A 23349-nucleotide genomic window follows, 5' to 3' on the forward strand; every position below is an offset into this window, starting at 1 on the left:
CGCATCGATGCCACGCAGGCCGGCATCCGCAATTGCCTGAAAGAGACCGGCGGAATACGCAAAGTGATCCCGGCTTTGCTGGAAATCCACGGATCGCTGATCAAAACGGTCTGGCCTGCTGCGTCGTCTTGTCGACCACCTCGGCTTCCGGCCGGTCGCCGCCCTGGCTGTATTCTTCATGCCAGTGGCCGCTCTCATCCTGATAGCTGATTTCCTCGTCATCGCCCCCCACCTGCTGTTCGGCGGCAACGATGCGCGCAGCCTCGACTGCATCCGCATAAGAAGGGAATGTTTCGGAATAAGCGCCGTTCATGCGGTAAGCGAAGCCTCCGTCATGTTCGACAATTTCATATACCACTTTGGTCATGCATGGTCCTCCTGTCTCGGTAGGCGACATGGCAACCACAACCGCGTTTCAAGCATTGCACCCGATGGGACACCGCGGCATGAGCAGCATGTCCTGCAACACCACTATCCTACCAAAAGCATTCAAGCGCAAATCCTGCTTGATCTGGGGGACGATACGTCACAGCCTGAGCCGATCAGGGGGAAGGGAAATCGATGGCGGGTTCTATTCTGAAACAGGAGCGCATGCTGCTGCTGGCGATACCGGCGGCAATCACCGCCTATCTGGCCGAACATGCAATATTCGAAGCCGGAAAAACGGCGGCGCTTATCGCCGCAGTCGCGCTGATCGGGCTCATCGTCCTCGTCTCGATGCGGGTTGCCCATCACGCCGAAATCCTCGCCACCAAGGTCGGCGACCCTTACGGCACCATGATCCTGACGCTGTCGGCCGTCGCGGTGGAAGTGCTGATCCTCGCCATCATCATGAGCGAATCCAGTTCGCCCACTCTGGTGCGGGATACGATCTATTCCGCCGTGATGATCGACATCAACGGCATTCTCGGTCTCGCGGCGTTGCTCGGCGGTCTTCGCCACGGCGAGCAGCCCTATAATGACGATTCCGGCAAGACCTATGGCGTGATGATCCTCACCGCCATGGGTATTTCGATGATCGTGCCGGAATTCATCCCCAATGAAAGCTGGCATGTCTACTCCGCCTTCACCATCGTCGCGATGATCGCGCTTTATGCCCTGTTCCTCAAAATGCAGGTCGGCCCGCACAGCTATTTCTTCAGCTATGCCTATCCCCGCAAGGCGCATCCGGCCGGCCAGGCATCGGACGGCCATGCGAAAGAGGAGGACGAAGGCAGCGTACCGCTCTCCATCGGCCTCATCATCGCTGGCGTGGTGCTGATCGGTGTGCTGGCTGAATTCATGTCGGCCTTCTTAAGCGAAAGTCTCGAGGGCACCAGCGCGCCGCCGGCGCTGATGGCGGTGGTGGTGGCGACCATCTCGGCATCGCCGGAAATCCTCACCGCGCTCCGCTCCGCCCTGCGCAATCGCATGCAGGCCGTGGTCAATATCGCCATGGGCGCATCGCTGTCGACGGTCATCCTCACCGTGCCCGTCATGGAGGGTATCGCGCTCTATACCGGCCAGCCTTTCATCATGGCGATGACGCCGGTTCAGACCGTCATGGTCTTCATCACCCTCATCGCCGCCGCCATCAATCTCAATGACGGCGAAACCAACGCGATTGAAGGAATGACGCATTTCATTCTCTTCGCCACCTTCATCATGCTGCTGTTTCAGGGGCTTTGACCAAAACGAAAAAAGCCCGGCATCGCTGCCGGGCTTCTTCATTTGAGATCGCAACCGATCAGCGGCAATCGGCGCAGAAGCGCTGGATGCGCTTGCAGGCCTCTTCCAGCAGCGCTTCCGACGTGGCGTAGGAAATGCGGAAGTTCGGGCCGAGGCCGAAAGCCGATCCCTGCACGACGGCGACGCCTTCGGCTTCCAGAAGCTCGGAAACGAAATCCGTATCCGTCTCGATGACCTTGCCCGACGGCGCGGTCTTGCCGATCAGGCCGGCGCAGGAAGGATAAACGTAGAATGCGCCTTCCGGAGCCGGGCAGCTGATGCCCTTGGCCTGGTTGAGCATGGAAACGACGAGATCGCGACGGCCTTCGAAGATTTTCTTGTTGGCCGGAATGAAATCCTGCGTGCCGTTCAAGGCTTCGACAGCGGCCCATTGCGCAATCGAGCTTGCGCCCGAGGTCTGCTGGCCCTGGATCATGTCCATGGCCTTGATCAGCGGCAGCGGGCCAGCAGCGTAACCGATACGCCAGCCGGTCATGGCATAGGCCTTGGAGACGCCGTTCATCGTCAGCGTGCGGTCATAGAGCGAAGGCTCGACTTCGACCGGCGTGACGAATTTGAAATCGCCATAGGTCAGGTGCTCATACATGTCGTCCGTCAGCACCCAGACATGCGGATGCTTGACCAGCACATCGGTCAGCGCCTTCAGCTCGTCATGCGAATACGCGGCGCCCGACGGGTTGGACGGCGAGTTGAACACGAACCACTTGGTCTTCGGCGTGATCGCCTTTTCCAGCGCTTCCGGCTTCAGCTTGAAATTGTCTTCCAGCGTGGCGTCGACGAAAACCGGCGTACCGCCGCAGATCGCCACCATTTCCGGATAGCTGACCCAGTAGGGCGCCGGAATGACGACTTCATCGCCCGGGTTCAGTGTGGCCATGAAGGCGTTGAAGAGGATCTGCTTGCCGCCCGTGCCGACAATCGTTTGCTCCGGCTTGTAGTCCAGCCCGTTTTCACGCTTGAACTTGTCGGCAATCGCCTTACGCAGTTCCGGAATACCCGAAACCGGCGTGTATTTCGTTTCGCCGCGCTTGATGGCGTCGATGGCCGCTTCCTTGATATTTTCGGGCGTATCGAAATCCGGCTCGCCGGCGCCAAGGCTGATCACATCGCGGCCCTTCGCTTTCAGCTCACGGGCTTTCTGGGTAACGGCGATGGTGGCGGATGGCTTTACGCGGGAGAGAATGTCGGCAAGGAAGGCCATTTTTAATCGGTCCTATTGGGGTTGACATCAGCAGAGGTTGGAAAACTTGTCATCTGCGGCATTTTCTATGTCGAAATACAGGCCTTCTTTCAAGGTCAAAAGCCGGCTTATGTGCTGCATCGCAGAATTTAAACCTTCCTTAACCCGGAAGTAACGCTTGATACGCTACATTCGCGAGCCTAGAGGTCGTGTCTCTATAGCTGGTTGAAAAATGGCGCTCAAAAGCATCTTTTCCAGTCTTGTCCGCGAGGTCGATGGCACATGGTCCACGGCCTATAGCACCTTCAACCTGAAATCGGCCCTGCAGCCCATTTTCCGCCGCACGGCGAGCGGTATTCTCGACATCGATTCCTTCGAGGGTCTGGTGCGTCCTCATCGCAATGGCGAGCCGGTGACGCCGGGCGAATTCTTCTCGCTGGTCGCGCCGGAAGATATCGAAAATATCGACAGCATCCTGCGCACGATCCACATTCTCAACACCGGCAGGCTCAACCGGTCCCGCGCCCGCATCTTCGTCAACTTCCATCCGGGCCTGTTCCAGACCCCGGCCAAGATGCGCCAGGAAGTGGAGCGCATGCGTCTTGCTGCCCACGAGGCCGGCATGACGGCGGATCGCATCGTCTGCGAAATCTCCGAGAAAAAAGCCTCCGACACGCAGATGGTCGCTGACTTCGCCTACCACATGCATGATATCGGCTTTCGCGTGGCGCTCGATGACTATGGCGCCGGCGATTCCGACATCGACCGGGTGAAGCTCATCAAGCCGGACTATGTGAAATTCGAAGCCGGCTGGGTGCGCGATTTCATGCAGAATTCGGCGGGTGCTGCCCTTCTGCGCGTCATCGTCAGCCAGTTTCGCGCCGATGGCATAGAGCCGGTCTTCGAAGGACTGGAAGCCGCATGGCAGGTCGATCTGTGCGAGGAACTCGGCGTCCTGTTGATGCAGGGTTATGTGCTGGCAAAGCCAGAACTCGCCCCGACCAGTTTCGACACACGTTTCCCGGAACTCGGCAGTGAATATTTCGCCCCGTCAAGGGCGGAAAGAGGCCCTGCGCCACCGGCATTTTTCCGGGAAGAACGCCCCGCCGATCCGCACCCGCTTCGCCAGACCCGGACCTTCGGAAAACGCGGCCTCTGACGCCAAATCCGGCCAAACGGCTCTCCTAACCGGCTTTGCCACAATATTGCCGCAATAAATGCCGCGGAACGCCAGAATTCGGTCTCCAAGCCGTCCATTTCGAAGCCTCTTTTATCCTTTAAGAACAGGGACAAGAGGCGACAGCCATGTTTACCAACGATCGGACTTCCGTTGAAAGGTTAAGGGCGCAGAGAACGCTGTTTTCCCTCTGGATGGCCGTTGCGGCTTTTCTCGTCATCGTCACCATGGCCGCCGGCATCGCAACCTCGGCCAATGCGGCTGCCCAGGCGGTCGATACGCTGCATACATCCGCCATTCCGCAGGTGGCGGCGACGACGAAAGCGGGTCCCCACATCCTGCTCATCGTCCTTTCGGCCGCGGCCTTCATCGGCCTCGGCATTGGCGGCCTGATGCTCACCCGGCGCAGCCTGAAGGACGAGGCCCGCCGCTACAAATAAGCGGCCCTTCCCTCGACTTGCGGCATCGGCAGGTTGCTGCTAAAGCACCCGGAAACAGTCATCCGCATCGCGGATCGATATTTCAAAAATCCCCGAATTGCCACGGCCGCGACTGAATGATCTTCCGGCCCTGCCGTGCTGGTGCCAACAATGACGCGTATTCAGGCCAATATGCTGCTTCTGCTCGCCGCAGCAATCTGGGGAGGCGGCTTCGTCGCGCAATCCTCCGCCATGGCCTCTATCGGCCCGTTCTGGTTCGTCGGCCTCCGTTTCGCCATCGCCGCCATCGCCGTGCTGCCCTTCGCACTCATGGAAACACGATCGCTGAAATCGCCGCCGCGCCGGCGCGAAATCGGCAGCTTCATCCTCGTGGGTCTGGCCCTGTTCGGCGGCGCCACCACCCAGCAGGTCGGGCTCCTGACCACGACCGTCACCAATTCCAGCTTCCTGACCGGGCTTTACGTCATCTTCGTACCCGTGATCGCCGTCGTGCTTTACCGGCGTCATCCCCACTGGATCGTCTGGCCATGCGCGCTCATGATGCTGGGCGGCATATTCCTGCTCTCCGGCGGCGCATTCGAGGCGCTGACCACGGGCGATATTCTCAGCATCATCTGCGCCTTCTTCTGGGCGATCCAGATCACGCTGGCCGGACGCTTCGTCTCCGAAAGCGGAAGGCCGCTGGCGCTTTCCTGCACCCAGTTCGCTGTTTGCTCCCTTCTTAGTTGCATGATCGGTGTCGTGTTCGAACCGATCAGCATGGCCTCCATCGAGGCGTCGCTGGCGGAAATCCTCTATGTCGGCCTCGTCTCCTCCGGCCTCGCCTTCGTGCTGCAGGTCATCGGCCAGCGTTACACCACCGCCCCGCAGGCCGCGATATTCCTGTCTTCAGAAGCGCTTTTCGGCGCTTTGCTGGCTTCGGTGTTCCTGAAGGAAACCATTTCAAGCGCCGGCTATATCGGCTGCCTGATCATATTCATCGCGATCCTGATCGTGGAACTGGTGCCGGAATTGACGCGTAAACGGCAAAAATCCATGGCTGGAGCGGCCTGACGCAAAAAGAACTTATTTTTCTCGTTCAGCCATAAATCCAGATAGGGCATTCAAATTTTGCCGTGAAATCCCTGCGGCAAACGGCAATTATTTCATCAACTGTCGCTTCTGCGGAAAAAATATGCGATTGCGCGATGTTATTCTACCGCAGGTTTTTTATCTGACAAAAAGCCCGTGAAAACTTTTGCTTGCCAATTTTCGATAAACGCATCACTCTACCGCGGTTCGGGCAATTTGCGAGCATGGGAAGGCCTATAATTTTGCGCACTGGGGACGCTATAAACCTCGGGCGGTGGGACGAAAAACGTTGGATGAGAACGCCATTACTTCCCGCTGCGAAGGTCCATTTTCTCAATAGTCAAAAACTGCCTGCCAACGCCCACGCGGGGCAAAACTGTAATGCTGCCTGTAGCTGAACGCGGGCAGAGCGAAAAGGACCTGATGCATGGCCGAAACTGGCACCGTAAAATTCTTCAATACAGACAAAGGCTTCGGCTTCATCAAGCCAGACAATGGTGGCGCTGATATCTTTGTTCACATCTCTGCCGTACAGGCTTCTGGCCTGTCCGGACTTTCAGAAAATCAGAAAGTGAGCTTCGACACGGAACCGGATCGTCGCGGCAAGGGGCCGAAGGCAGTCAATCTGCAGATTGCTGGCTGACCCTAAAACGGCTTTCTTTTCTAGTTGAAGCCCGGCAGGAATGCCGGGTTTTTTTGTGCGGTCCCGCAGGCCTTAGAGCATTTCCAGGAAAAGCGGAAAACTCTAATGGGCCGGCACTTAGAGCCCCTTGAGATAGAGGTTGGTGAGCCGTTCCTCGCCCAGCCGTCCACCCGGGCCATGGCCGCAGATGAAACCGACATCGTCACCCAGCGGCAAAAGCTTGTCGCGAATGGACGCCATCAATTGCTCGTGGTTTCCGCCCGGCAGGTCCGTGCGCCCCACCGATCCCGAAAACAGCACGTCGCCGACATGGGCGAAGTTCTGATCGCGGTTGTAATATATGACGTGGCCGGGCGCATGTCCCGGGCAATGATAGACTTCGAAGACATGATCCCCGAAGGATACCCTGTCGCCGTCCTTCAGCCATTTGTCGGGCGCAACGTTCCGAAGACCGCTAATGCCGTATTTTTCGGCCTGCGCCTCAACTCTTTCGAGCAGAGGACGGTCGTCCTCATGCGGCCCGATGACCGGCAGCGACAGTTTTTCACGCAGTTCATCGGCACCGCCGGCATGATCGAGATGCCCATGCGTCAGCCAGATTTCCTTCAGCGCGATGCCATTTTCAGACACGACCTGGAGAATAACGTCCACATCCCCACCGGGATCGACGACGACGCCCTCCTTGGTATCCTGATCGAACAGGATGGTGCAATTCTGCTCGAATGGCGTGACCGGAATAATGCCCGCCTGCAATTTTCCCATATCCTGCGTCTCCTGTCTGAAAGCTCCTGCCTCCTATAGCCCGCGACCGGTGGCGGCACAATGGCGGCGGAAAAGACGCCGACTTCCGGCGACTGAAGCAGTCTAAAAATCGAATTGGAAACAGTTAGATAGCAATAAATCTTCGGCGGATGGCGGGAATTGCCGGCAAAAAATGTGGAACGCCCCGATGGTTGCGACGTTCTAGCTCCAGTCTTGAAAGGAGTGAGACACATGGACAAGACGCTTAAAATGCTCATGGCTGGCGGCGCCTTCGCCTTGATGGCCGGTTTCGCGAACGCCGCCATGGTCGCCACCACCGCATCGGATATTTCCGTTCGCTCAGGCCCCGGTGAAGACTATCCCGAAGTGGGACTGGCCACCCGCGGCAGCAATGCGGTTCTGGATGGCTGCATGGAAGGCAGCAGCTGGTGCCGGATCGAAGTCAACGGCCTGCGCGGCTGGGCCCATGCCGATTATCTGAATGTCATGTATGAGGGCTCGCCGGTCATTCTCGAACAGCGCCGCTCGGAACTCAGCGTGCCGGTCGTGACCTATGAAACGACCTCAAGCGTGCAGGCAGAACCCAATCCCGGCGATCCGAACCTCGGCCGCGTCGGCGAAGTCGATCCGCCGCAATCGGTGATGACCTATATTGACGAACATCCCGCAGACACCGTCACCTATGATGGCGAAATAGCCGTCGGTAGTGTGCTGCCGTCGGATACGCGTCTCGTTGAAATTCCGGACTATCAATATCGTTATGTCCAGGTGAACGACGTGCCGGTTCTGGTCGAACCTTCGACGCGACGGATCGTTTACGTCTATCAGTAAACGCACGGCGGACATCAAGAGACGGATGAAGAGCGCGGAGTTTCCGCGCTCTTTTCTATTTCCGGTAAAGGCCACTCAGGATTCCAGTTGCACCCGCACCCGCGCCATATTATCCACCGCAACAGAAAATGATCGCGGCATTCTCCCGAGCGGACGCATTTTCGGCTATGTTTACAGAATATTGGCGCGTCGACGCCTGTCAGCCTATGATCAGACAGCCGCAGAATATGAAGGAACCGCAGTGCCACCGCAATCGCTCAAAACCGCAGCCGCCAGGCAGACACCGGCACTCCCGAAGGTTGACGACGGCAAGATCGACTTCGACACGATCGAGGCGCTGTTCTTCGCCTATCGCGATTTCGTCTCCGATCCCGATGTCATTCTGTCGAAACTGGAATACGGACGAGCGCATCACCGGGTGGTTTATTTCGTCAGCCGGCAGCCGGGCATGACGGTGGCGGATCTGCTCGATACGCTGCAGATCACCAAACAGAGCCTTGCCCGTGTACTGAAGCAATTGATCGACGACGGTTACATCCGCCAGATGGCAGGCCCGGAAGACCGCCGCCAGCGCAGACTTTACCCCACGCTGACGGGCCGCGAACTGGCGCTGGCGCTGAGCGAGCCGCAATCGCGCCGCATCGATCGCGCGCTGGAAGGCCTCGGGCCGGACGCCCGCGCCTGCGTGCGCAAATTCCTGGCGCAGATGCGCAGCCCGACGACGACCACCACCGTGGAGGACGAGTGACGATGGCGACAGCACCGACAAAACGTCCACCGGCGGATGACGATGCGGCCCATCTCCTGATCGTCGACGACGATGCCCGCATCCGCGATCTCCTGCAGCGCTTTCTGGGCGACAAGGGCTATCGCATCTCCGTGGCGGCCGATGCCGCCGAAGCCCGGCGTAAAATGGTGGGCATCCGTTTCGATCTGCTCATCCTCGACGTGATGATGCCGGGCGAAAACGGGCTTTCGCTGACCCGCTCGCTGAACGAGGACAAATCCGTGCCGGTCATCCTTCTGACCGCCCGCTCGGAAGCGGATTCGCGCATCGCCGGACTGGAAGCGGGTGCGGACGATTATCTCGCCAAACCCTTCGACCCGCGCGAGCTCGTCCTGCGCATCAACAATATCCTGCGGCGCAATACCTCGCCCGATACGCCCAAGATCGAACAGATCATGTTCGGCCCCTACAGCTTCTCCATCCCCAAAAAGGAATTGCGGCGCGGTCCCGAAACGATCCGCCTGACGGATCGCGAGCAGGAGATCATGCTGCTTTTTGCGCTGCGCGCCGGCGATACCATTCCCCGCCACGAGCTGGTGGAAGCGGAATCGGAAGTGGGCGAAAGAACCATCGACGTGCAGATCAACCGTCTTCGCCGCAAGATCGAGGACGACCCTGCCAATCCTGTCTATCTGCAAACGGTGCGCGGCATCGGTTACCGCCTGAGCGTGGACTGACGAGCACCCAACGAAGGGCGAACGCACGGCCATGGCGAGCCTCGATTTTCTCAGCACGGTCAGAAACAGCGGCGCGGCCAAGGCCTGGCGCATGTCGGGCAGATGGCTGCGCCACTGGCTGCCAACCGGCCTCTACACCCGTTCGCTGCTCATCATCATCCTGCCGATGATCCTGCTTCAGGCCGTGGTCGCGGCGGTCTTCATGGAACGCCACTGGCAGCTCGTGACGGAACGCCTCTCCGCCGCCGTAACGCGCGATATCGCCGCGATCATCGAGCTGCTGCAGACGGACCCGGAGGAAGACGACTATCAGCGCGTCATCCGCATCGCCCGCGACAAGCTGGATCTCAGCGTCTATATCGAACCGAAGACAGACCTGCCAGCCCCGAGACCGGAGCCGCTGTTTTCGATCCTCGACAGGATTCTCGCGGATCAGCTGACACAACAGATCGGCAGGCCGTTCTGGATCGATACCTATGGCAACGGCTCACTGGTGGAAATCCGCATCCAACTCGAAGACAAGACCCTGCGGGTCTTCACCCGCCGCAGTTCGGCCTATGCTTCCAACACCCATATCTTCCTTGTCTGGATGGTCGGGGCATCGCTGGTGCTGATCGCCATCTCCATCCTCTTCCTGCGCGGGCAGATCAAACCCATCGAAGCGCTCGCCAAGGCGGCGGAAAACTTCGGCAAGGGCCAGAAGATCAGCGGCTATTCCCCGCGCGGTGCGGACGAGGTGCGGCGCGCCGGCCTCGCCTTCATCCTGATGCGCGAGCGTATCGAGCGGCAGATGGAACAGCGTACCGCCATGCTGAACGGCGTCAGCCACGACCTGCGCACGATCCTCACCCGTTTCAAGCTGCAACTGGCGCTCGCGGGCGACAATCCCGACCTCGAGGGGCTCGACAAGGATGTCGAGGACATGCAGTCGATGCTGGAGGCCTATCTGACCTTTGCCCGTACCGATGTCGAAGAGGATGTCGGCACGCTGGAGCTTCCAGCGCTTCTCGAAAAAATCGGCCATGATTTCGAGTTGCACGGCAAGAAATTCAGCTACGAGCTTTATAATATCGAGCGGATCATCGCGCGGCCGAATGCGCTGTCCCGGCTCGTCGCCAATCTGGCCGAAAATGCACGGCGCTACGCCGGCAATCTCCACATCGATATCCGCAAGGCGCCGCGTTCCATCATCATGACATTTGACGATGACGGGCCGGGCATTCCGGAGAACTCACGCGAGGATGTGTTCAAGCCGTTCTTCCGGCTGGACGAGGCGCGCAACCTCAATGCTTCGGGCACCGGCCTTGGCCTTTCCATCGTCCGCGATATCGCCCGCAGCCACGGCGGCGATGTGACGCTCGATGAAAGCCCGATGGGTGGATTGCGGGTAATCGTCAAAATTCCGGCTTAGAGTTTTTTCGCTTTTCTTCGAATCGCGAAAACACTCTAACTCCTTGTTTCGGCGCATTTCCGGACGGAAAACCGGGCTCCACTTTTCCTGGAAATGCTCTAGAGCACCGGAGCCAAAAGTGTGACACGGACTTGCCGTTTCCGTCACTCCGGCACTGAGCCGTCGTATTCCATCAGCACATTTTCTCGCCGTTCGGCACCGGCCGCTCGACGCCGGCAAGCACGATATCGCCATTGGCATCGGCAAAACCGAGCGTCAGGACCTCGGACCGGAAAGGGCCGATCTGGCGCGGCGGAAAATTCACCACGCCCAGAACCTGCCGGCCGACAAGGCTTTCCAGCGTATAATGCACCGTGATCTGCGCCGAGGATTTCTTGACGCCGATCTCCGGCCCGAAATCGATTTTCACCTTGAAGGCAGGCTTGCGCGCCTCGGGAAAAGGCTCGGCTTCGATGATGGTGCCGACGCGGATATCGACCTTCTCGAAATCGGCATAGGAAATTTCACCGCTCATGGCCCGCCCTTTCAGCCCGCCAGCTCTTCGGCGCGCGTTTTCGCGGCAGCGACCGCCCTGTCGAACAGGGGCTGCATGCCATCTTCGGCCATCAGCACGGAGAGCGCCGCAGCCGTGGTGCCGCCCGGCGAGGTAACATTCTGGCGCAGGCGCGCCGCCTCGTCGGAGGACTGATGCAGCAGCTCGCCGGCGCCGGCCACAGTCTCGCGCGCCAGACGCATGGCCACATCCGCCGGCAGACCGGCCTTGCGGCCGGCTTCGGCCATGCATTCCACCAGATAGAAGACATAGGCCGGGCCGCTTCCCGAAACCGCGGTCACCGCGTCGATATCGCTTTCGGCATCCACCCATTCGACCGGGCCGCTGACTTTCAGCAGCCCGTCCACCACCGTTTTAAGCTCCGGCGTCACCAGCTCGTTGGCATAGGCCCCCGTGACACCTCGCCCAACCATGGCCGGTGTGTTGGGCATGGCCCGCACGGCGGCAACCTTGCCGAAATGCGAAACGAACGTGCCGATGGTGGTGCCCGCCGCAATCGAAACGACGACCGTATGCGGGCCCAGCAGGGGTTTCAGTGAGGGCAGCACGGCTTCCATCATCTGCGGCTTCACCGCCACGAAAAGAATACCGGCCTTGACGCCCTCGGGCACGCTTTCGCTATGAGCGGCTCCGGCTTCCGCAATCGTCGTCCGCATGGCGTCGGAAGGGCGCGGATCGATGACGATGACCTGCGATCCCGCCACACCCTTTTTCAGCCAGCCTGAAAGCAGAGCGCCGCCCATATTGCCGGCGCCCACCAGGACGAGCGGCCCGGAAGCCTTATATACCATCTTACGCTTCTCCGACGGTCTCGAACATGACCGCTTCGATTGCACTTTTCGCATCCAGCCCCGACCAGACGACGAACTGGAATGCCTGATAATATTGTTCGCAGGCCTCCAGAGCGCTGGAAAGCAGCACTTCCACCTGCTGGTTGTTCGGTTCGGCACCGCCCGCCAGAAGCAGGGACTGGCGGAAAATCACCACATCCTCCTGCCGCCACAGATCGAAATGCCCCATCAGCACCTGACCGTTGACCTGAGAGAGCAAACGAATGACTTCGTTGACGCGCTGGTCCGGCACCTTGATGTCGAAGGCGCAGGCAAGATGCAGCGCCTCGAACTCTTCCATCCATGAAAAGGAGACGTGATAGTCGGCCCAGTGACCGGCGACAGTCATGGCGATCTCATCTTCGCCTGAACGTTCGAACGACCAGTCGTTCGAGGCGGCGACGATCTCGATCATGTCCACGGGATTGGACTGACGCTCAATTTCAAATTCTATCAGACTCATGCGGCACCTTCTCAGCCGGTAGGAATGTCCTGTTTTGAACGCCGGGCACAAAACGCACATACAAACCGGGATAAACATTTGAGACGATTGCCCGACACCACCAGAATTACGCATTCACCCTGTCTGGAGCTTACCAGGTCTTTTCGAATCATCATTTAAAATCAGTGTATAATGGCCGAGTCCTGCTGCCACCCCTTCCCCGCCATTTTTGCTTTTTGAACAGTGGATATCTCCTCCCCCATCACCTCAGGCGAGATACATAAGCGACTCTGCCGATTGCGTTTTTTGGAAGTGTCCACAGGCCCCAAAAAATTCGCGCCGGAGGGACGTTTTTAACAACCGGGAGTCATTTCGGGCGGAATGGGCCGAAAACAAAAAGTCCCGGAATCGCAAGCGATCCGGGACCCATCGGAAAAAGCGTTGAAAAATCAGTCTTTGGCGGCGGAAAGCTTCGCTTCCAGAGCCTCGATGCGGGCGCGCAGCGCGTCGTTTTCATCACGCGCCTGGATGGCCATTTCGCGAACGGCATCGAATTCCTCGCGCCGGACGACGTCCAGACTGTTCAGCCAACGATCCGCCTGCGCATGAAAGGCGGCTTCGGCTTCCTTGCGTACACCCTGCGCCGCGCCGGCCGCATCGGTCATCAGCTTGGCGAATTCATCCAGAAAACGGTTGGTGCCTGTCGTGCTCATGGCGCTCATCCTTCGTCGGTTCAGGGGCATCGTCTTGCCCGCTGTTGCTAGCCTTCAGGTAGGCACTCCATCGCCGCCTTGCAAGCGAAATCGAAAAATCGCAAGAGCTTGCATGGCCTACGGTATCTTGAACCGGAGCTTGAAGAATCACCTTGACCGCCGCCATCGCAATCGCCATTTTCCTTGGCGTCAGGGAGACCGGTGAGCATCATCGCCCGGCCCCTTCAGGCAATGGCTCGTTCCGTTGTCCACCCCGCAACGATGACGGAATATACGGATTGTTAGCCGCTCCCACCCAAATCGCCATCATGCCCTTCCCCAATATCGATCCGGTGGCGCTGTCCCTCGGCCCGCTCTCGATCCACTGGTACGGCATCGCCTATGTCGCGGGCATCATGCTCGGCTGGTTTTACGCCCGCCGCCTCGCCCGCACGGATCGCCTGTGGCCGAACGAGACGTCGCCGATCTCGGCACAGCATCTTGACGATTTCATCCTCTGGGCAGCCGGCGGCATCGTGCTCGGCGGGCGCATCGGCTACATCCTGTTTTACGATCTCGCCGCCGTCGCCGCCAATCCCATCAGGGCGATCGAGATATGGAATGGCGGCATGTCGTTCCATGGCGGCCTGATCGGCACCACCGTCGCCATGATCCTCTTCGCCCGCAAGAACGGCATTCCTGTCTGGAGCATGTTCGACGTCGTCGCGGCCGTGGCACCCATCGGCCTGCTGTTCGGACGCATCGCCAATTTCATCAATGGCGAATTGTGGGGGCGCATCGCCGACGTGCCATGGGCGGTCGTCTTCCCGACCGGCGGCCCCTTCGCGCGACACCCGAGCCAGCTTTATGAAGCCGGCCTCGAAGGCCTCGTGCTCGTCATCATTCTGGCAATCGCCATCTATGCCTTCAGGGCGCTGAAGACGCCCGGCGTCGTCACCGGCATCTTCGTCTGCGGTTACGCGCTGTCACGCATCTTCGTGGAATTCTTCCGCGAGCCGGACGCGCAGATCGGTTATCTCGCCGGCAACTGGCTGACCATGGGCATGGTGCTCTCCACGCCGATGTTCGCTCTCGGCCTCTGGGCGGTTCTGCGGGCGCGCAGCGCGGCAAAAAGCGCCTGAACGGTATGACCCGCCATGACGACACCGCTCGCGCAACGCATCAAATCACTTATCCGGCTCAACGGCCCGCTTAGCGTTACCGACTTCTTCTCGCTTTGCCTCGCCGATCCGGAGCACGGTTATTACAGGAGCCGCGAGCCCTTCGGCCGTTCGGGCGATTTCATCACCGCGCCTGAAGTCAGCCAGCTTTTCGGCGAAATGCTCGGCGTTTTCGTGGTCCACGCCTGGCAGAGGCACGGCGCTCCCATGGAAACGCAACTGGTGGAAATCGGCCCCGGCCGCGGCACCATGATGTCGGACATGCTGCGCGTCATCCGCCGCATCGCACCGCCGCTTTACGAGACGATGCAGGTGCATCTGGTGGAAACCAGCCCCCGCCTTTCCGCCATCCAGAAGGAAACGCTGGCCGCACATGCGGACAGGCTGACCTGGCATGACAGTTTCGACGATGTGCCGGAAGGTTTCCTGCTCCTCGTCGCCAACGAGCTTTTCGACGCCATTCCGATCCGGCAATTCATAAAGACGCCGCAGGGTTTCCGCGAAAGGGTCGTCAGCCTCGACGCCAATGACGAACTTGTGTTCTCGACCGGGCTTGCCGGCATAGACCCGGCTTTGCTGCCGCCGCAGCCGGAACGGCAGCCGATTGGCGCCATATTCGAAATTTCGCCTGCCCGCGAAGCCGTGATGACCGCGATCTGCCAGCGCCTCTCCGTCCATGGCGGCACGGCGCTCGCCATCGATTACGGCCATCTGGTCGCCGGGTATGGCGATACGTTGCAGGCCATGCGCAACCATGCCTTCGACCCGGCGCTTGCGCATCCCGGCGAAGCCGATCTCACCAGCCATGTCGATTTCGAGAGCCTCGTGAAAACAGCCGAAGCAACCGGCGTACACGTCAACGGCACTCTGAGACAGGGCGACTTTCTCTATGGCCTCGGTCTCAAGGAACGCGCGGCCGCACTTGCCGCCAAAGCTACGCCGGACCAGACGCTGGAAATCGCCGAAGCGGTCAACCGCCTCGCCGGCGAAGGCGCCGGCAAGATGGGGGAACTTTTCAAGGTCATCGCCGTTTCAAGTCCCGCGCTTCATCTCCTGCCGTTTCGCGCGGTGGATTGACAGCGCAATCACCTCTGGGCCAACATCGCCGCGACACACGAAGCAGGCACACTGCATCACACACGCCGCGCAACGCCGCGGCAACCGGAAACATCTCGCTTAACCGTACCTCACTGGCCAACAGCGATATTCTCCAAGGAACTCCCGCACCATGCAGAACGCAACGCTGCCGCTCCCCATCCAGAGTCCCCTGCTCGCCGACTATAGCAAAAACCGTATCCGTCACGGTTTTTTCACCCGGCAGGGCGGGGTGTCGGAAGGGCTTTATCAGGGCCTCAATGTCGGCCTCGGCTCGCATGACGAACCGGAACGGGTGCAGGAAAACCGTCGGCGCGTGACGCAATGGTTCGGCCTGTCGGCGGAGCGCCTCGCCACCGTACACCAGATCCATTCCCCCGATGTGCTCGTGGTCGATGAAACCTATGACGGCAGCCGCCCGCAGGCCGACGCCATGGTAACCGCGACACCGGGTTTCGTGCTTGGCGTGTTGAGCGCCGATTGCGGCCCGATCCTGTTTGCCGATGCGGAAGCCGGCGTCGTGGGTGCGGCCCATGCCGGCTGGAAAGGGGCGCTGTTCGGCGTGCTCGAAAACACCATCGAGACCATGACGACACTCGGCGCCAGCCGGGAACGCATCGCCGCCTCGCTCGGCCCTTCGATCAGCCAGAACAATTATGAGGTCGGTCCGGAATATGTGGCACGTTTCACCGATATCGATCCGGCCTATGCGGATTATTTCGCCGGGACGGAGAAGGAAGGTCACGCATTGTTCGACCTCAAGCAATTCACCATCGACCGGCTGACGAAAGCCGGTGTGAAGGCGGAAAATCTCGGCCTCTGCACCTATCCCGACGAACATCGCTTTTATTCCTACCGCCGCACCACCCACCGCGCCGAACCCGATTATGGCCGGCAGATTTCCGCAATCGCAATTCTGGAGGACTGACATGGCCCTGCATTTCGAGCTTTCGGAATTCGATGCCCGCCGCGAGCGGCTGCTCGCGAAAATGGCCGAGGAGAAGCTGGACGCCCTGCTGCTTTTCGCGCAGGAAAGCATGTATTGGCTGACCGGCTATGACACGTTCGGCTACTGCTTCTTCCAGACGCTGGTGGTCAAATCGGACGGCTCCATGACGCTTCTGACCCGCTCGGCGGATCTGCGTCAGGCCCGCAATACCTCCATCATCGAGAATATCCTGATCTGGGTCGACCGGCCCAATGCCGACCCGACGCTCGATCTCAAGAACCTGCTGAGCGATCTCGACCTGCTGGGTGCAAAGATCGGCGTCGAATACGACACCCACGGCATGACCGGCCGCGTCGCCCGCCTGCTGGACAATCAGCTCGCCAGCTTTTGCCAGATGAGCGACGCTTCCTATCTGATCAGCACACTGCGGCTCGTCAAAAGCCCGGCCGAGATCGCCCATGCGCGCAAGGCGGGCCAATTGGCCGATGCGGCGCTGGACGCAGCGTTGCCGCTCATCAGGCCCGGCGCGGACGAGGCCGCAATTCTCGCGGCAATGCAGGGAGCGGTTCTGGCCGGCGGCGGCGATTACCCCGCCAATGAATTCATCGTCGGTTCCGGCGCGGATGCGCTGCTGTGCCGTTACAAGGCCGGCCGCCGCAGGCTCGACGCCAAGGATCAGCTGACGCTGGAATGGGCCGGCGTTAGCGCCCACTACCATGCCGCCATGATGCGCACGGTGGTGATCGGCGAACAGGATTTCCGCCAGAAGGAGCTTTACAGCGCCTGCCTGCAAAACCTCACCGCCATCGAGGAAGTGCTGCGGCCGGGCAAGACCTTCGGCGATGTTTTCGACGTCCATGCCCGCGTGATGGATGAACGCGGATTGACCCGCCACCGGCTGAACTCCTGCGGTTATTCGCTGGGCGCGCGCTTCTCGCCGTCCTGGATGGAGCATCAGATGTTCCACGCCGGCAATCCGCAGGAGATCACCGCCGACATGACGCTCTTCGTGCATATGATCGTGATGGATTCCGATTCCGGCACGGCCATGACGCTCGGCCAGACCTATCTGACCACGGAGGCCGCACCGGAGCCGCTCTCGTGCCACAACCTCGATCTTCTCACAGCTTAAATCGCCGCCGGGTTTGACAGAGCGGGAAAACCGCCCTTACATTGCGCCACCTTGGGCAAGAAGGAGCGGAACATGAGAGGGAAAATCGCATGAGCCGGACGGGGTTCACCCCCCTTTTTTCGGCCATCATTGTTCCAGCGATGATGCTGGCCCTGTCAGGCTGCAACACGACGGAAGCGCTGACACCGCAGGTGGATGTCGGCCACAATGCCTCGCAGTCGACACCCGTGACCCAGGGCGATCTCGACCAGATGGCCGCCGCCGCCGACCGCGCACCGACGGGCGCTCCGGCAACCGCAACATCCGTTCCTGCCTATGCACCGCAAAACTCGTTGCAGGCGCAGGCACAGGCGCTGTCCAACGGCAGCCAGTATGGCGAGCCGCTTCGCCAGAACCAGACCGCAGCCCAGCCACCCGCCGCCGCTCAACCCGCACCCGCACAGCAGACGGCATCGCTTGCGCCCGCCTCTTCCGCAAACTCCATCCGCTTCCTGCCGATCATCGGAGCCCCGGTTCAGGCGGTGACGCCGCTGTCGCGCCAGCTCGGGGCCGAGGCGCGGGCAAAGGGGTTGACCATCCGGGCCTCCAACGACAATTCGGCCGAAAACATCCTGAAGGGCTATTTCTCCGCCTTTGCCGATGGCGCCAAGGTCAATGTCGTTTACGTCTGGGACATTCTGGACGCCAATGGCGTGCGGCTTCACCGCCTGCAGGGGCAGGAAACGGTGGCGGCAAAAGGCAGCGATCCATGGGCCGCCGTGACCGACAGGGTCATGCAGGATATCGCTGCAAAAACGCTCAACGACTATTCGTCATGGAAGCAGTCTCAACAGGGATGAGGTGAAAACGGCGGGAGAAGTCACAGAGATTTCACGAAAATCATTGCGAAAGCGCGGAGTCCTCTTGCAATCGGAAGCAACAGCGCTATTAAGGCGCGCATGGCAACAAGGCGTATCCGGCAAAGGCTTTTCAGCCGGATGTTCCTCCCCTTGAACGACGCTTGGTTACGGTGGATTGAGCCCCGTGATGCAAGGCGATGGCATGGAAACAGGCGGCCGCAATGAAGGTTTTCGCAGGCAATTCGAACCGGCACCTTGCCGAAGCGATCTGCAAGTATCTTAACGTTCCTCTCGGAAATGCCACTGTAAAGCGGTTTGCTGACCAGGAAATATTCGTAGAAATCAGCGAGAACGTGCGCGGCGAAGACGTTTTCATCGTCCAGTCCACCTCCTTCCCGGCAAATGATCATCTGATGGAACTTCTCATCATGATCGACGCCATGCGCCGCTCCTCGGCAAAGCGCATTACCGCGGTGCTGCCCTATTTCGGTTACGCCCGCCAGGACCGCAAGGCCGGCCCCCGCACCCCGATTTCCGCCAAGCTCGTCGCCAATCTGATCACCGAAGCCGGCGCCGACCGCGTTCTCACCCTCGATCTCCATGCCGGCCAGATCCAGGGCTTCTTCGATATCCCCACCGACAATCTCTTCGCAGCGCCCATCCTGGCGCGCGACGTGAAGGACCATTACGACACCAACAATGTCATGGTCGTTTCGCCCGATGTCGGCGGCGTGGTTCGCGCCCGTGCACTCGCCAAGCGTCTCGACTGTCTTCTGGCCATCGTCGACAAGCGTCGTGACCGTCCGGGCGAATCCGAAGTCATGAACGTCATCGGCGATGTCTCCGGCAAGGACTGCATCCTCATCGACGACATCGTCGATTCCGGCGGCACGCTCTGCAACGCCGCCGAAGCGCTGCTGAAAAAGGGCGCCACCAGCGTCACCGCCTATATCACCCACGGCGTGCTTTCCGGCGGCGCGGTTGCCCGCGTGGCCTCCTCGAAGCTGCGCGAACTCGTCATCACCGACAGCATCCAGCCGACAACCGGTGTCCAGTCCGCGCATAATATCCGCGTGGTGAGCACCGCAGGCCTGCTCGGCGAAGCGATCAACCGCACCGCACAGGAACAGTCGGTTTCCGGCCTGTTCGACTGAGCAGCTGCGGGGACCTCGGCAATCATTCTGGGGCCTGGCGAATTGCCGTCCGGTTTAGATTTCCGGGCAGGCTGCGGTCCATCTTGAAATCGCTGATTCCCTGGACGTCATCCTCGGCCCTGTGCCGAGGACCTAGTCACGTTGAATAAGATCAACAGGTCGCATATCCTCGGGGACAAGCCCGAGGATGACGCAGGAGTGTCTGGCGCGCTTCGCCATTCACCTCATTGAAGCGAACTTCGAAGTTCCCCTTAAGACGATGCCGCACCCGCATCCGGCGGCCGTTGCAGACGTGAGGCTGCGGCCTTGATTTTCGGCCACCAGCGCCGAACCCTGGTCAGGACAGCATGGCGACCGTTACGCCAGATACTGACCGTATCGGCTGTGACCGCATCGGCGGTAAACAGATGGCGATGACGTCCGATCACCAGCGCCCGGTAGAGAAACAGGGTCGTGAGGGCGGAAAACAGGATGGACATCACCACATCGCTGAGGAAATGCCCGCCGGCCGCGATGCGCAAGCCGGACATGAGGACGATCATGCCGGCAGCGATGCCTCCCATCGCCAACCGTCCGCGCCGTTGCAGCCGGGGCCAGACGAGCACGCAGAGCGGCAGGAAGAAACTGGCGATCAGCGCGGTTTCGCCGGAAGAAAACGAGCAGTTCGAATAACATTGCGCACTATACTGGAAAGGCGGCGTGAAAAGCTGCTGCCCGCCGAATTCGGTGACGCTGAATGGGCGCGCGCGACCGATGGTCGCCTTCAGCACACCATTGACCAGAAGCCCGGCGCAGAGGACCACCGGCCCGCACAGGAAGGCCCATACCCGCCAGCCGGTTCTTTGCAGCGTACCCAGCCGAAGATTGCCGACAAGAATCACGAAAGCCAGAAGGGTGGCAAGCTCCGTACCTTCGCGCAGCGTATCCCGCAACCATTCGGGAAACGGCTCACGCCCGGACCATGGCTGCTCGACGGGCGAGAAAAACAGGGCGGAGAATCTGAGATCGATGGAGGGAAAGGTCGCGAACAGGATGACGAGCGCCAATGTGGCGAGTGTCACCCAGATCGTGATCCGCATATGCGAAAGATCATTGTCCATTGCTGCCCTCCGGCATGCATCGCGGCAGCAGGCGCCAGAGGCCGATTTCCCTACCCTCGAGGAAACCCGGCCCGGCGGTCCAGCGGGCGACCGGCGCCTCGCCGGCAAGGCAGGCCGGCAGGCCATCCGCACTTGCCAGGAACAGGGGATTTTTCGCCTCGCCGGGTTTCAGCGGGTAAAGAAGCGCATAGTGACTGGAAGGCACGCCGGTCTCGGGCAGCGCGCGCGTCATCACCTGCTTCTCATCCCGGAGCTGATAAAAAAGCTCGGCAAGTATCGAACGGTCGGTAGCGACGATGGCGTCCGCACCCGCCTCGCGCGCCCGTAACAGACCGGTCGACACCAGCTCGGCGCGACCTAGATACCGCGCCATCGCCAGTTCACCTTTCGGCAGGCGCAATTGCGTTCCGGCAATGGTCATCAGCGGCAGCGCGACGGCCACGATACTACCGAGTACAAGCGTGGACACGGTGAGCCAGCGCCGCGACGCCAGGACCGGCACCGCCAGAAGCACGCCGGCCGCATAGGCCCCGACCGCCCAGTTGGCGAGCGCCCGTGACATCAAACCCTGCGCGGTAATCAGCAGAACGATCGGTACCGAAAGAGCGACCAGCGCCCGGGTTTCGGCATTCTTCGCACGAATTGTTGCGACGATCATGCCGACGAAAACGAACGGTCCGACCACGCCCGCCTGGGAGAAGAAAAACTCCAGCGCGGAACCGATCTTCAGCTGGACGCCATGCCAGTTCGCATTGTCCGCCGTATGGCGTGCGGTCATGAAATCATGCGCCGCGTTCCACCACAGATTGGGCGCGATGACGGCAACGCAGACGAGCGCAGCAATGACCGCATCACGCAGCCGGATGCGCCATGCCTCACAGAGCCAGCCGGCGACGATGAAGCAGGGCAGAAAATAGATCATCGCATATTTCGACATCAGCCCGAGGCCGAAACAGAGACCGAGGGCGATGCTCCAGCCCAACGCCGCCCTGCCCTCGCTGCGGGCGAGCGCAAGCTTCCGCACGGAGATCATCGACAGCACGATGAACAACATCATCGGCGTATCGGTCGAGATCAGCAGGCTGCCGAGCGTTACGGCCGGCAAGGTCAGATAGATAAGGGCGGCCAGGGACGCCAGCCTGACATCGTAAATCATGCGGCCGAGCGCAAGAATGGCCGCCGCCGCGACGCCATGCACCACGGGCGCGGCCAGCCGCACCTGGAAAGTACCCTCGCCGCCGCTCAGAACGGTTGCCGCGCGAATGAGCCAGCCGATCAGGGGCGGCTTGGAATAGGCGCCGAGCGCCATCTCCCTGCCCCATAGCCAATATTGCGCCTCATCGACGAAAAGGTCGGTACGATTGAAGGCCAGCCCAAGGACGCGCAGCGCGGTTACGAGGACGATCGCCACGAATACAAATGTCAGCCATCGGCGCTCATCGCCTGCCTGCGCATAAGGCAGGGGCGCCGCCTCATGCATGCTGGCGGCGTTCTGCATGAATCAACCAGAGATTTCGGGCATAGATGAAAAGGCCGGACGCCTGGCCCAGAATGAAGACCGGATCGCGCCGCCAGATGGCGTAGGAAAGCAGCACCAGACCGCCGAGAACGGAAAAATACCAGAAAGCCACCGGAATGACCGAGCGGTTCGCCCGTTCCGACGAAATCCATTGAACCAGAAAACGCATGGTAAACAGCATCTGGCCCATGAAGCCGGTGCAAACCCACAGAAATTCCTTCCAGCTGTTCACATGCAGCATGGACCATAAAGCCGGTGCATTCACGGCAATGTCTCCGTTTTGAAAGTTTCAGCCCAGCTTGAGCGCTTTCGCCGGCGCAGCAGCCAGGCGACGCCGATCAGATCGTGGATGCCGACAAGCGCGCGGCCGATATTGGTGTAATGGGAATTCCCGTGCAGCCGCGCCCGGTGCGTGACGTCGACATGGGTAACCTGCCAGCCGTCGCGGTTGAACAGCGCCGGGAAATAGCGGTGGTGATGATCGAAATAGGGCAAGGCGAGATAGGCGTCGCGGCGGAAGGCCTTGAGCCCGCAGCCGGTGTCGCGCGTGCCGTCCTTCAATATCCGCGCCCGAAGCCCATTGGCGAAGCGAGAGGAAAGACGTTTTCCAAGCGTATCGCGCCGACCGACACGCTGGCCGGCCACAAGGCCGAGCCGGCTGGGAGCGCTGGCGGAGAGAAGCGGCGCGAGAAGAGCCGGCAGATTGTCCGGCGGGTTCTGCCCGTCTCCATCCAGCATGCAGATGACAGGCGCACGTGCCGCCTGCACACCGCTGTGGATCGCCGCAGACTGTCCGCCCTGACGATCATGCCGGACGAGCCGCAGCATCGGGTAACGATCGCCAAGCGCAAGCACCGCATCGACCGTGCCGTCGGAAGATGCGTCGTCCACCACCACGATCTCAAAGGCGCCGACAGGCTGGCAGGCGGCAAAAATCTCCGCCACGAGCGTTTCCACACTCGCTTGCTCATTGTGCATGGGCACGACAACGGCGAAATCCGGCCTCGGTTTCACGCTGGCTCCGTCATATCCGTCCGCACTCAGTCCGCAGACGTCATTGATAGTGGCGAGAGAAGGAGCGCGGAAAGCTTGCATGAACATGAACAGCCGTTGAACTTCACTCGATATGCGCCCGTTCTATTGCAGTTTTATTACG

The 23349-nt window shown here is 60.4% G+C and carries 26 protein-coding genes; 15 read left to right on the top strand and 11 right to left on the bottom strand.

All coding sequences use genetic code 11. From position 1 onward, the window contains the following. Positions 1 to 100 precede the first annotated feature (100 nt). Entirely contained in the window at positions 101 to 367 is a 267-nt protein-coding gene (locus I3J13_RS14065) for a DUF2188 domain-containing protein (protein ID WP_003522857.1), read from the bottom strand. A 194-nt stretch (positions 368 to 561) separates the two neighbouring features. Here I3J13_RS14065 and I3J13_RS14070 point away from each other — a divergent pair, with 194 nt between their 5' ends. Continuing rightward, positions 562 to 1668, top strand: coding sequence for a calcium:cation antiporter (locus tag I3J13_RS14070; RefSeq protein ID WP_196379187.1), 1107 nt, complete (start codon positions 562 to 564; stop codon positions 1666 to 1668). 58 nt (positions 1669 to 1726) lie between these two features. Here the strand turns inward: I3J13_RS14070 and I3J13_RS14075 are convergent, their stop codons facing one another. Next, positions 1727 to 2929 (bottom strand): pyridoxal phosphate-dependent aminotransferase, encoded by a 1203-nt coding sequence (locus tag I3J13_RS14075; RefSeq protein ID WP_035263659.1) that lies wholly within the window; start codon positions 2927 to 2929, stop codon positions 1727 to 1729. Between the two features lie 211 nt (positions 2930 to 3140). On the opposite strand from I3J13_RS14075, the gene I3J13_RS14080 reads away from it, so the two are divergent. The 4 genes from I3J13_RS14080 to I3J13_RS14095 all read left to right on the top strand — a co-directional run bounded on the left by I3J13_RS14080 (position 3141) and on the right by I3J13_RS14095 (position 6239). Further along, complete coding sequence (locus I3J13_RS14080) at positions 3141 to 4067, top strand: EAL domain-containing protein (protein ID WP_059757465.1); 927 nt, start codon at positions 3141 to 3143, stop codon at positions 4065 to 4067. A gap of 146 nt (positions 4068 to 4213) precedes the next feature. Beyond that, a complete protein-coding gene (locus I3J13_RS14085; protein WP_080816331.1) occupies positions 4214 to 4525 on the top strand; it encodes a hypothetical protein in 312 nt (103 codons plus the stop codon). Between the two features lie 150 nt (positions 4526 to 4675). Beyond that, positions 4676 to 5578, top strand: a complete 903-nt coding sequence (locus tag I3J13_RS14090) for a DMT family transporter (protein ID WP_196379188.1) — start codon at positions 4676 to 4678, stop codon at positions 5576 to 5578. Positions 5579 to 6023: 445 nt separating this feature from the next. Then, positions 6024 to 6239 (top strand): cold-shock protein, encoded by a 216-nt coding sequence (locus I3J13_RS14095; protein ID WP_003494703.1) that lies wholly within the window; start codon positions 6024 to 6026, stop codon positions 6237 to 6239. 117 nt (positions 6240 to 6356) lie between these two features. Here I3J13_RS14095 and I3J13_RS14100 read toward each other — a convergent pair whose 3' ends face one another. Beyond that, the gene (locus tag I3J13_RS14100) at positions 6357 to 7001 is read right to left on the bottom strand and encodes an MBL fold metallo-hydrolase (protein WP_196379189.1); all 645 of its coding nucleotides are present in this window, start codon (positions 6999 to 7001) and stop codon (positions 6357 to 6359) included. A gap of 231 nt (positions 7002 to 7232) precedes the next feature. Between I3J13_RS14100 and I3J13_RS14105 the strand changes: the two genes are divergently transcribed. The 4 genes from I3J13_RS14105 to I3J13_RS14120 all read left to right on the top strand — a co-directional run bounded on the left by I3J13_RS14105 (position 7233) and on the right by I3J13_RS14120 (position 10707). Then, on the top strand, positions 7233 to 7832 hold the full coding sequence (locus I3J13_RS14105) for a DUF1236 domain-containing protein (protein WP_196379190.1): 600 nt from the start codon (positions 7233 to 7235) through the stop codon (positions 7830 to 7832). A 241-nt stretch (positions 7833 to 8073) separates the two neighbouring features. Continuing rightward, positions 8074 to 8580, top strand: coding sequence for a MarR family winged helix-turn-helix transcriptional regulator (locus tag I3J13_RS14110; protein WP_031234081.1), 507 nt, complete (start codon positions 8074 to 8076; stop codon positions 8578 to 8580). A 2-nt stretch (positions 8581 to 8582) separates the two neighbouring features. Next, positions 8583 to 9296, top strand: a complete 714-nt coding sequence (locus I3J13_RS14115) for a response regulator (RefSeq protein WP_003522866.1) — start codon at positions 8583 to 8585, stop codon at positions 9294 to 9296. 31 nt (positions 9297 to 9327) lie between these two features. Then, positions 9328 to 10707 (top strand): ATP-binding protein, encoded by a 1380-nt coding sequence (locus I3J13_RS14120; protein ID WP_196379191.1) that lies wholly within the window; start codon positions 9328 to 9330, stop codon positions 10705 to 10707. A 172-nt stretch (positions 10708 to 10879) separates the two neighbouring features. Here the strand turns inward: I3J13_RS14120 and I3J13_RS14125 are convergent, their stop codons facing one another. From I3J13_RS14125 to I3J13_RS14140, 4 genes are all read right to left on the bottom strand, one after another. Continuing rightward, the gene (locus I3J13_RS14125; RefSeq protein ID WP_020811282.1) at positions 10880 to 11221 is read right to left on the bottom strand and encodes a tRNA-binding protein; all 342 of its coding nucleotides are present in this window, start codon (positions 11219 to 11221) and stop codon (positions 10880 to 10882) included. An 11-nt stretch (positions 11222 to 11232) separates the two neighbouring features. Next, on the bottom strand, positions 11233 to 12051 hold the full coding sequence (gene proC, locus I3J13_RS14130; protein ID WP_196379192.1) for a pyrroline-5-carboxylate reductase: 819 nt from the start codon (positions 12049 to 12051) through the stop codon (positions 11233 to 11235). A gap of 1 nt (position 12052) precedes the next feature. Further along, positions 12053 to 12553 carry a type III secretion system chaperone family protein gene (locus tag I3J13_RS14135; RefSeq protein WP_003522870.1) on the bottom strand — a complete coding sequence of 167 codons (501 nt, stop codon included), beginning with the start codon at positions 12551 to 12553 and terminating at the stop codon, positions 12053 to 12055. Positions 12554 to 12981: 428 nt separating this feature from the next. Further along, complete coding sequence (locus I3J13_RS14140; protein WP_003522871.1) at positions 12982 to 13245, bottom strand: accessory factor UbiK family protein; 264 nt, start codon at positions 13243 to 13245, stop codon at positions 12982 to 12984. Positions 13246 to 13553: 308 nt separating this feature from the next. Between I3J13_RS14140 and lgt the strand changes: the two genes are divergently transcribed. The 6 genes from lgt to I3J13_RS14170 all read left to right on the top strand — a co-directional run bounded on the left by lgt (position 13554) and on the right by I3J13_RS14170 (position 19574). Further along, positions 13554 to 14366: a prolipoprotein diacylglyceryl transferase gene (gene lgt, locus I3J13_RS14145; protein WP_059757445.1), complete on the top strand. Its 813-nt coding sequence runs from the start codon at positions 13554 to 13556 to the stop codon at positions 14364 to 14366. Between the two features lie 15 nt (positions 14367 to 14381). After that, on the top strand, positions 14382 to 15482 hold the full coding sequence (locus I3J13_RS14150) for a class I SAM-dependent methyltransferase (protein WP_196379193.1): 1101 nt from the start codon (positions 14382 to 14384) through the stop codon (positions 15480 to 15482). 151 nt (positions 15483 to 15633) lie between these two features. Beyond that, positions 15634 to 16428 carry a peptidoglycan editing factor PgeF gene (gene pgeF / locus I3J13_RS14155; RefSeq protein WP_080851236.1) on the top strand — a complete coding sequence of 265 codons (795 nt, stop codon included), beginning with the start codon at positions 15634 to 15636 and terminating at the stop codon, positions 16426 to 16428. Position 16429: 1 nt separating this feature from the next. After that, positions 16430 to 17581 (top strand): M24 family metallopeptidase, encoded by a 1152-nt coding sequence (locus I3J13_RS14160; RefSeq protein ID WP_196379194.1) that lies wholly within the window; start codon positions 16430 to 16432, stop codon positions 17579 to 17581. 89 nt (positions 17582 to 17670) lie between these two features. Continuing rightward, positions 17671 to 18420, top strand: coding sequence for a hypothetical protein (locus I3J13_RS14165; protein ID WP_196379195.1), 750 nt, complete (start codon positions 17671 to 17673; stop codon positions 18418 to 18420). A gap of 221 nt (positions 18421 to 18641) precedes the next feature. Continuing rightward, positions 18642 to 19574 (top strand): ribose-phosphate pyrophosphokinase, encoded by a 933-nt coding sequence (locus I3J13_RS14170; protein ID WP_003522877.1) that lies wholly within the window; start codon positions 18642 to 18644, stop codon positions 19572 to 19574. A gap of 251 nt (positions 19575 to 19825) precedes the next feature. Here I3J13_RS14170 and I3J13_RS14175 read toward each other — a convergent pair whose 3' ends face one another. Genes I3J13_RS14175 through I3J13_RS14190 form a run of 4 tightly spaced genes read right to left on the bottom strand, consistent with a single transcriptional unit; the run spans position 19826 to position 23294 of the window. Further along, on the bottom strand, positions 19826 to 20674 hold the full coding sequence (locus tag I3J13_RS14175; protein WP_196379196.1) for a phosphatase PAP2 family protein: 849 nt from the start codon (positions 20672 to 20674) through the stop codon (positions 19826 to 19828). Next, on the bottom strand, positions 20664 to 22172 hold the full coding sequence (locus I3J13_RS14180; protein ID WP_196379197.1) for an ArnT family glycosyltransferase: 1509 nt from the start codon (positions 22170 to 22172) through the stop codon (positions 20664 to 20666). The genes I3J13_RS14175 and I3J13_RS14180 overlap by 11 nt, the downstream gene beginning before the upstream one ends. Further along, the gene (locus I3J13_RS14185) at positions 22147 to 22434 is read right to left on the bottom strand and encodes a lipid-A-disaccharide synthase N-terminal domain-containing protein (RefSeq protein WP_031233742.1); all 288 of its coding nucleotides are present in this window, start codon (positions 22432 to 22434) and stop codon (positions 22147 to 22149) included. The genes I3J13_RS14180 and I3J13_RS14185 overlap by 26 nt, the downstream gene beginning before the upstream one ends. 20 nt (positions 22435 to 22454) lie before the next feature. Beyond that, positions 22455 to 23294 (bottom strand): glycosyltransferase family 2 protein, encoded by an 840-nt coding sequence (locus I3J13_RS14190; RefSeq protein WP_196379198.1) that lies wholly within the window; start codon positions 23292 to 23294, stop codon positions 22455 to 22457. Positions 23295 to 23349: the final 55 nt, after the last annotated feature.

Source organism: Agrobacterium leguminum (assembly GCF_015704895.1).
Taxonomy (GTDB): domain Bacteria; phylum Pseudomonadota; class Alphaproteobacteria; order Rhizobiales; family Rhizobiaceae; genus Agrobacterium; species Agrobacterium leguminum.

Excerpts from the sequence above, each read along its gene's own strand:
- I3J13_RS14120 (WP_196379191.1), top strand. The coding sequence starts at position 9,328 with ATGGCGAGCCTCGATTTTCTCAGCACGGTCAGAAACAGCGGCGCGGCC.
- I3J13_RS14105 (WP_196379190.1), top strand. The coding sequence starts at position 7,233 with ATGGACAAGACGCTTAAAATGCTCATGGCTGGCGGCGCCTTCGCCTTG.
- I3J13_RS14175 (WP_196379196.1), bottom strand. The coding sequence starts at position 20,674 with ATGGACAATGATCTTTCGCATATGCGGATCACGATCTGGGTGACACTC.
- I3J13_RS14115 (WP_003522866.1), top strand. The coding sequence starts at position 8,583 with ATGGCGACAGCACCGACAAAACGTCCACCGGCGGATGACGATGCGGCC.
- I3J13_RS14150 (WP_196379193.1), top strand. The coding sequence starts at position 14,382 with ATGACGACACCGCTCGCGCAACGCATCAAATCACTTATCCGGCTCAAC.
- I3J13_RS14170 (WP_003522877.1), top strand. The coding sequence starts at position 18,642 with ATGAAGGTTTTCGCAGGCAATTCGAACCGGCACCTTGCCGAAGCGATC.
- lgt (WP_059757445.1), top strand. The coding sequence starts at position 13,554 with ATGCCCTTCCCCAATATCGATCCGGTGGCGCTGTCCCTCGGCCCGCTC.
- I3J13_RS14070 (WP_196379187.1), top strand. The coding sequence starts at position 562 with ATGGCGGGTTCTATTCTGAAACAGGAGCGCATGCTGCTGCTGGCGATA.
- I3J13_RS14190 (WP_196379198.1), bottom strand. The coding sequence starts at position 23,294 with ATGTTCATGCAAGCTTTCCGCGCTCCTTCTCTCGCCACTATCAATGAC.
- I3J13_RS14125 (WP_020811282.1), bottom strand. The coding sequence starts at position 11,221 with ATGAGCGGTGAAATTTCCTATGCCGATTTCGAGAAGGTCGATATCCGC.
- I3J13_RS14090 (WP_196379188.1), top strand. The coding sequence starts at position 4,676 with ATGACGCGTATTCAGGCCAATATGCTGCTTCTGCTCGCCGCAGCAATC.
- pgeF (WP_080851236.1), top strand. The coding sequence starts at position 15,634 with ATGCAGAACGCAACGCTGCCGCTCCCCATCCAGAGTCCCCTGCTCGCC.
- I3J13_RS14095 (WP_003494703.1), top strand. The coding sequence starts at position 6,024 with ATGGCCGAAACTGGCACCGTAAAATTCTTCAATACAGACAAAGGCTTC.
- I3J13_RS14135 (WP_003522870.1), bottom strand. The coding sequence starts at position 12,553 with ATGAGTCTGATAGAATTTGAAATTGAGCGTCAGTCCAATCCCGTGGAC.
- I3J13_RS14100 (WP_196379189.1), bottom strand. The coding sequence starts at position 7,001 with ATGGGAAAATTGCAGGCGGGCATTATTCCGGTCACGCCATTCGAGCAG.
- I3J13_RS14065 (WP_003522857.1), bottom strand. The coding sequence starts at position 367 with ATGACCAAAGTGGTATATGAAATTGTCGAACATGACGGAGGCTTCGCT.
- I3J13_RS14165 (WP_196379195.1), top strand. The coding sequence starts at position 17,671 with ATGAGCCGGACGGGGTTCACCCCCCTTTTTTCGGCCATCATTGTTCCA.
- I3J13_RS14075 (WP_035263659.1), bottom strand. The coding sequence starts at position 2,929 with ATGGCCTTCCTTGCCGACATTCTCTCCCGCGTAAAGCCATCCGCCACC.
- I3J13_RS14140 (WP_003522871.1), bottom strand. The coding sequence starts at position 13,245 with ATGAGCACGACAGGCACCAACCGTTTTCTGGATGAATTCGCCAAGCTG.
- I3J13_RS14080 (WP_059757465.1), top strand. The coding sequence starts at position 3,141 with ATGGCGCTCAAAAGCATCTTTTCCAGTCTTGTCCGCGAGGTCGATGGC.
- I3J13_RS14185 (WP_031233742.1), bottom strand. The coding sequence starts at position 22,434 with ATGCTGCATGTGAACAGCTGGAAGGAATTTCTGTGGGTTTGCACCGGC.
- I3J13_RS14085 (WP_080816331.1), top strand. The coding sequence starts at position 4,214 with ATGTTTACCAACGATCGGACTTCCGTTGAAAGGTTAAGGGCGCAGAGA.
- proC (WP_196379192.1), bottom strand. The coding sequence starts at position 12,051 with ATGGTATATAAGGCTTCCGGGCCGCTCGTCCTGGTGGGCGCCGGCAAT.
- I3J13_RS14180 (WP_196379197.1), bottom strand. The coding sequence starts at position 22,172 with ATGCAGAACGCCGCCAGCATGCATGAGGCGGCGCCCCTGCCTTATGCG.
- I3J13_RS14160 (WP_196379194.1), top strand. The coding sequence starts at position 16,430 with ATGGCCCTGCATTTCGAGCTTTCGGAATTCGATGCCCGCCGCGAGCGG.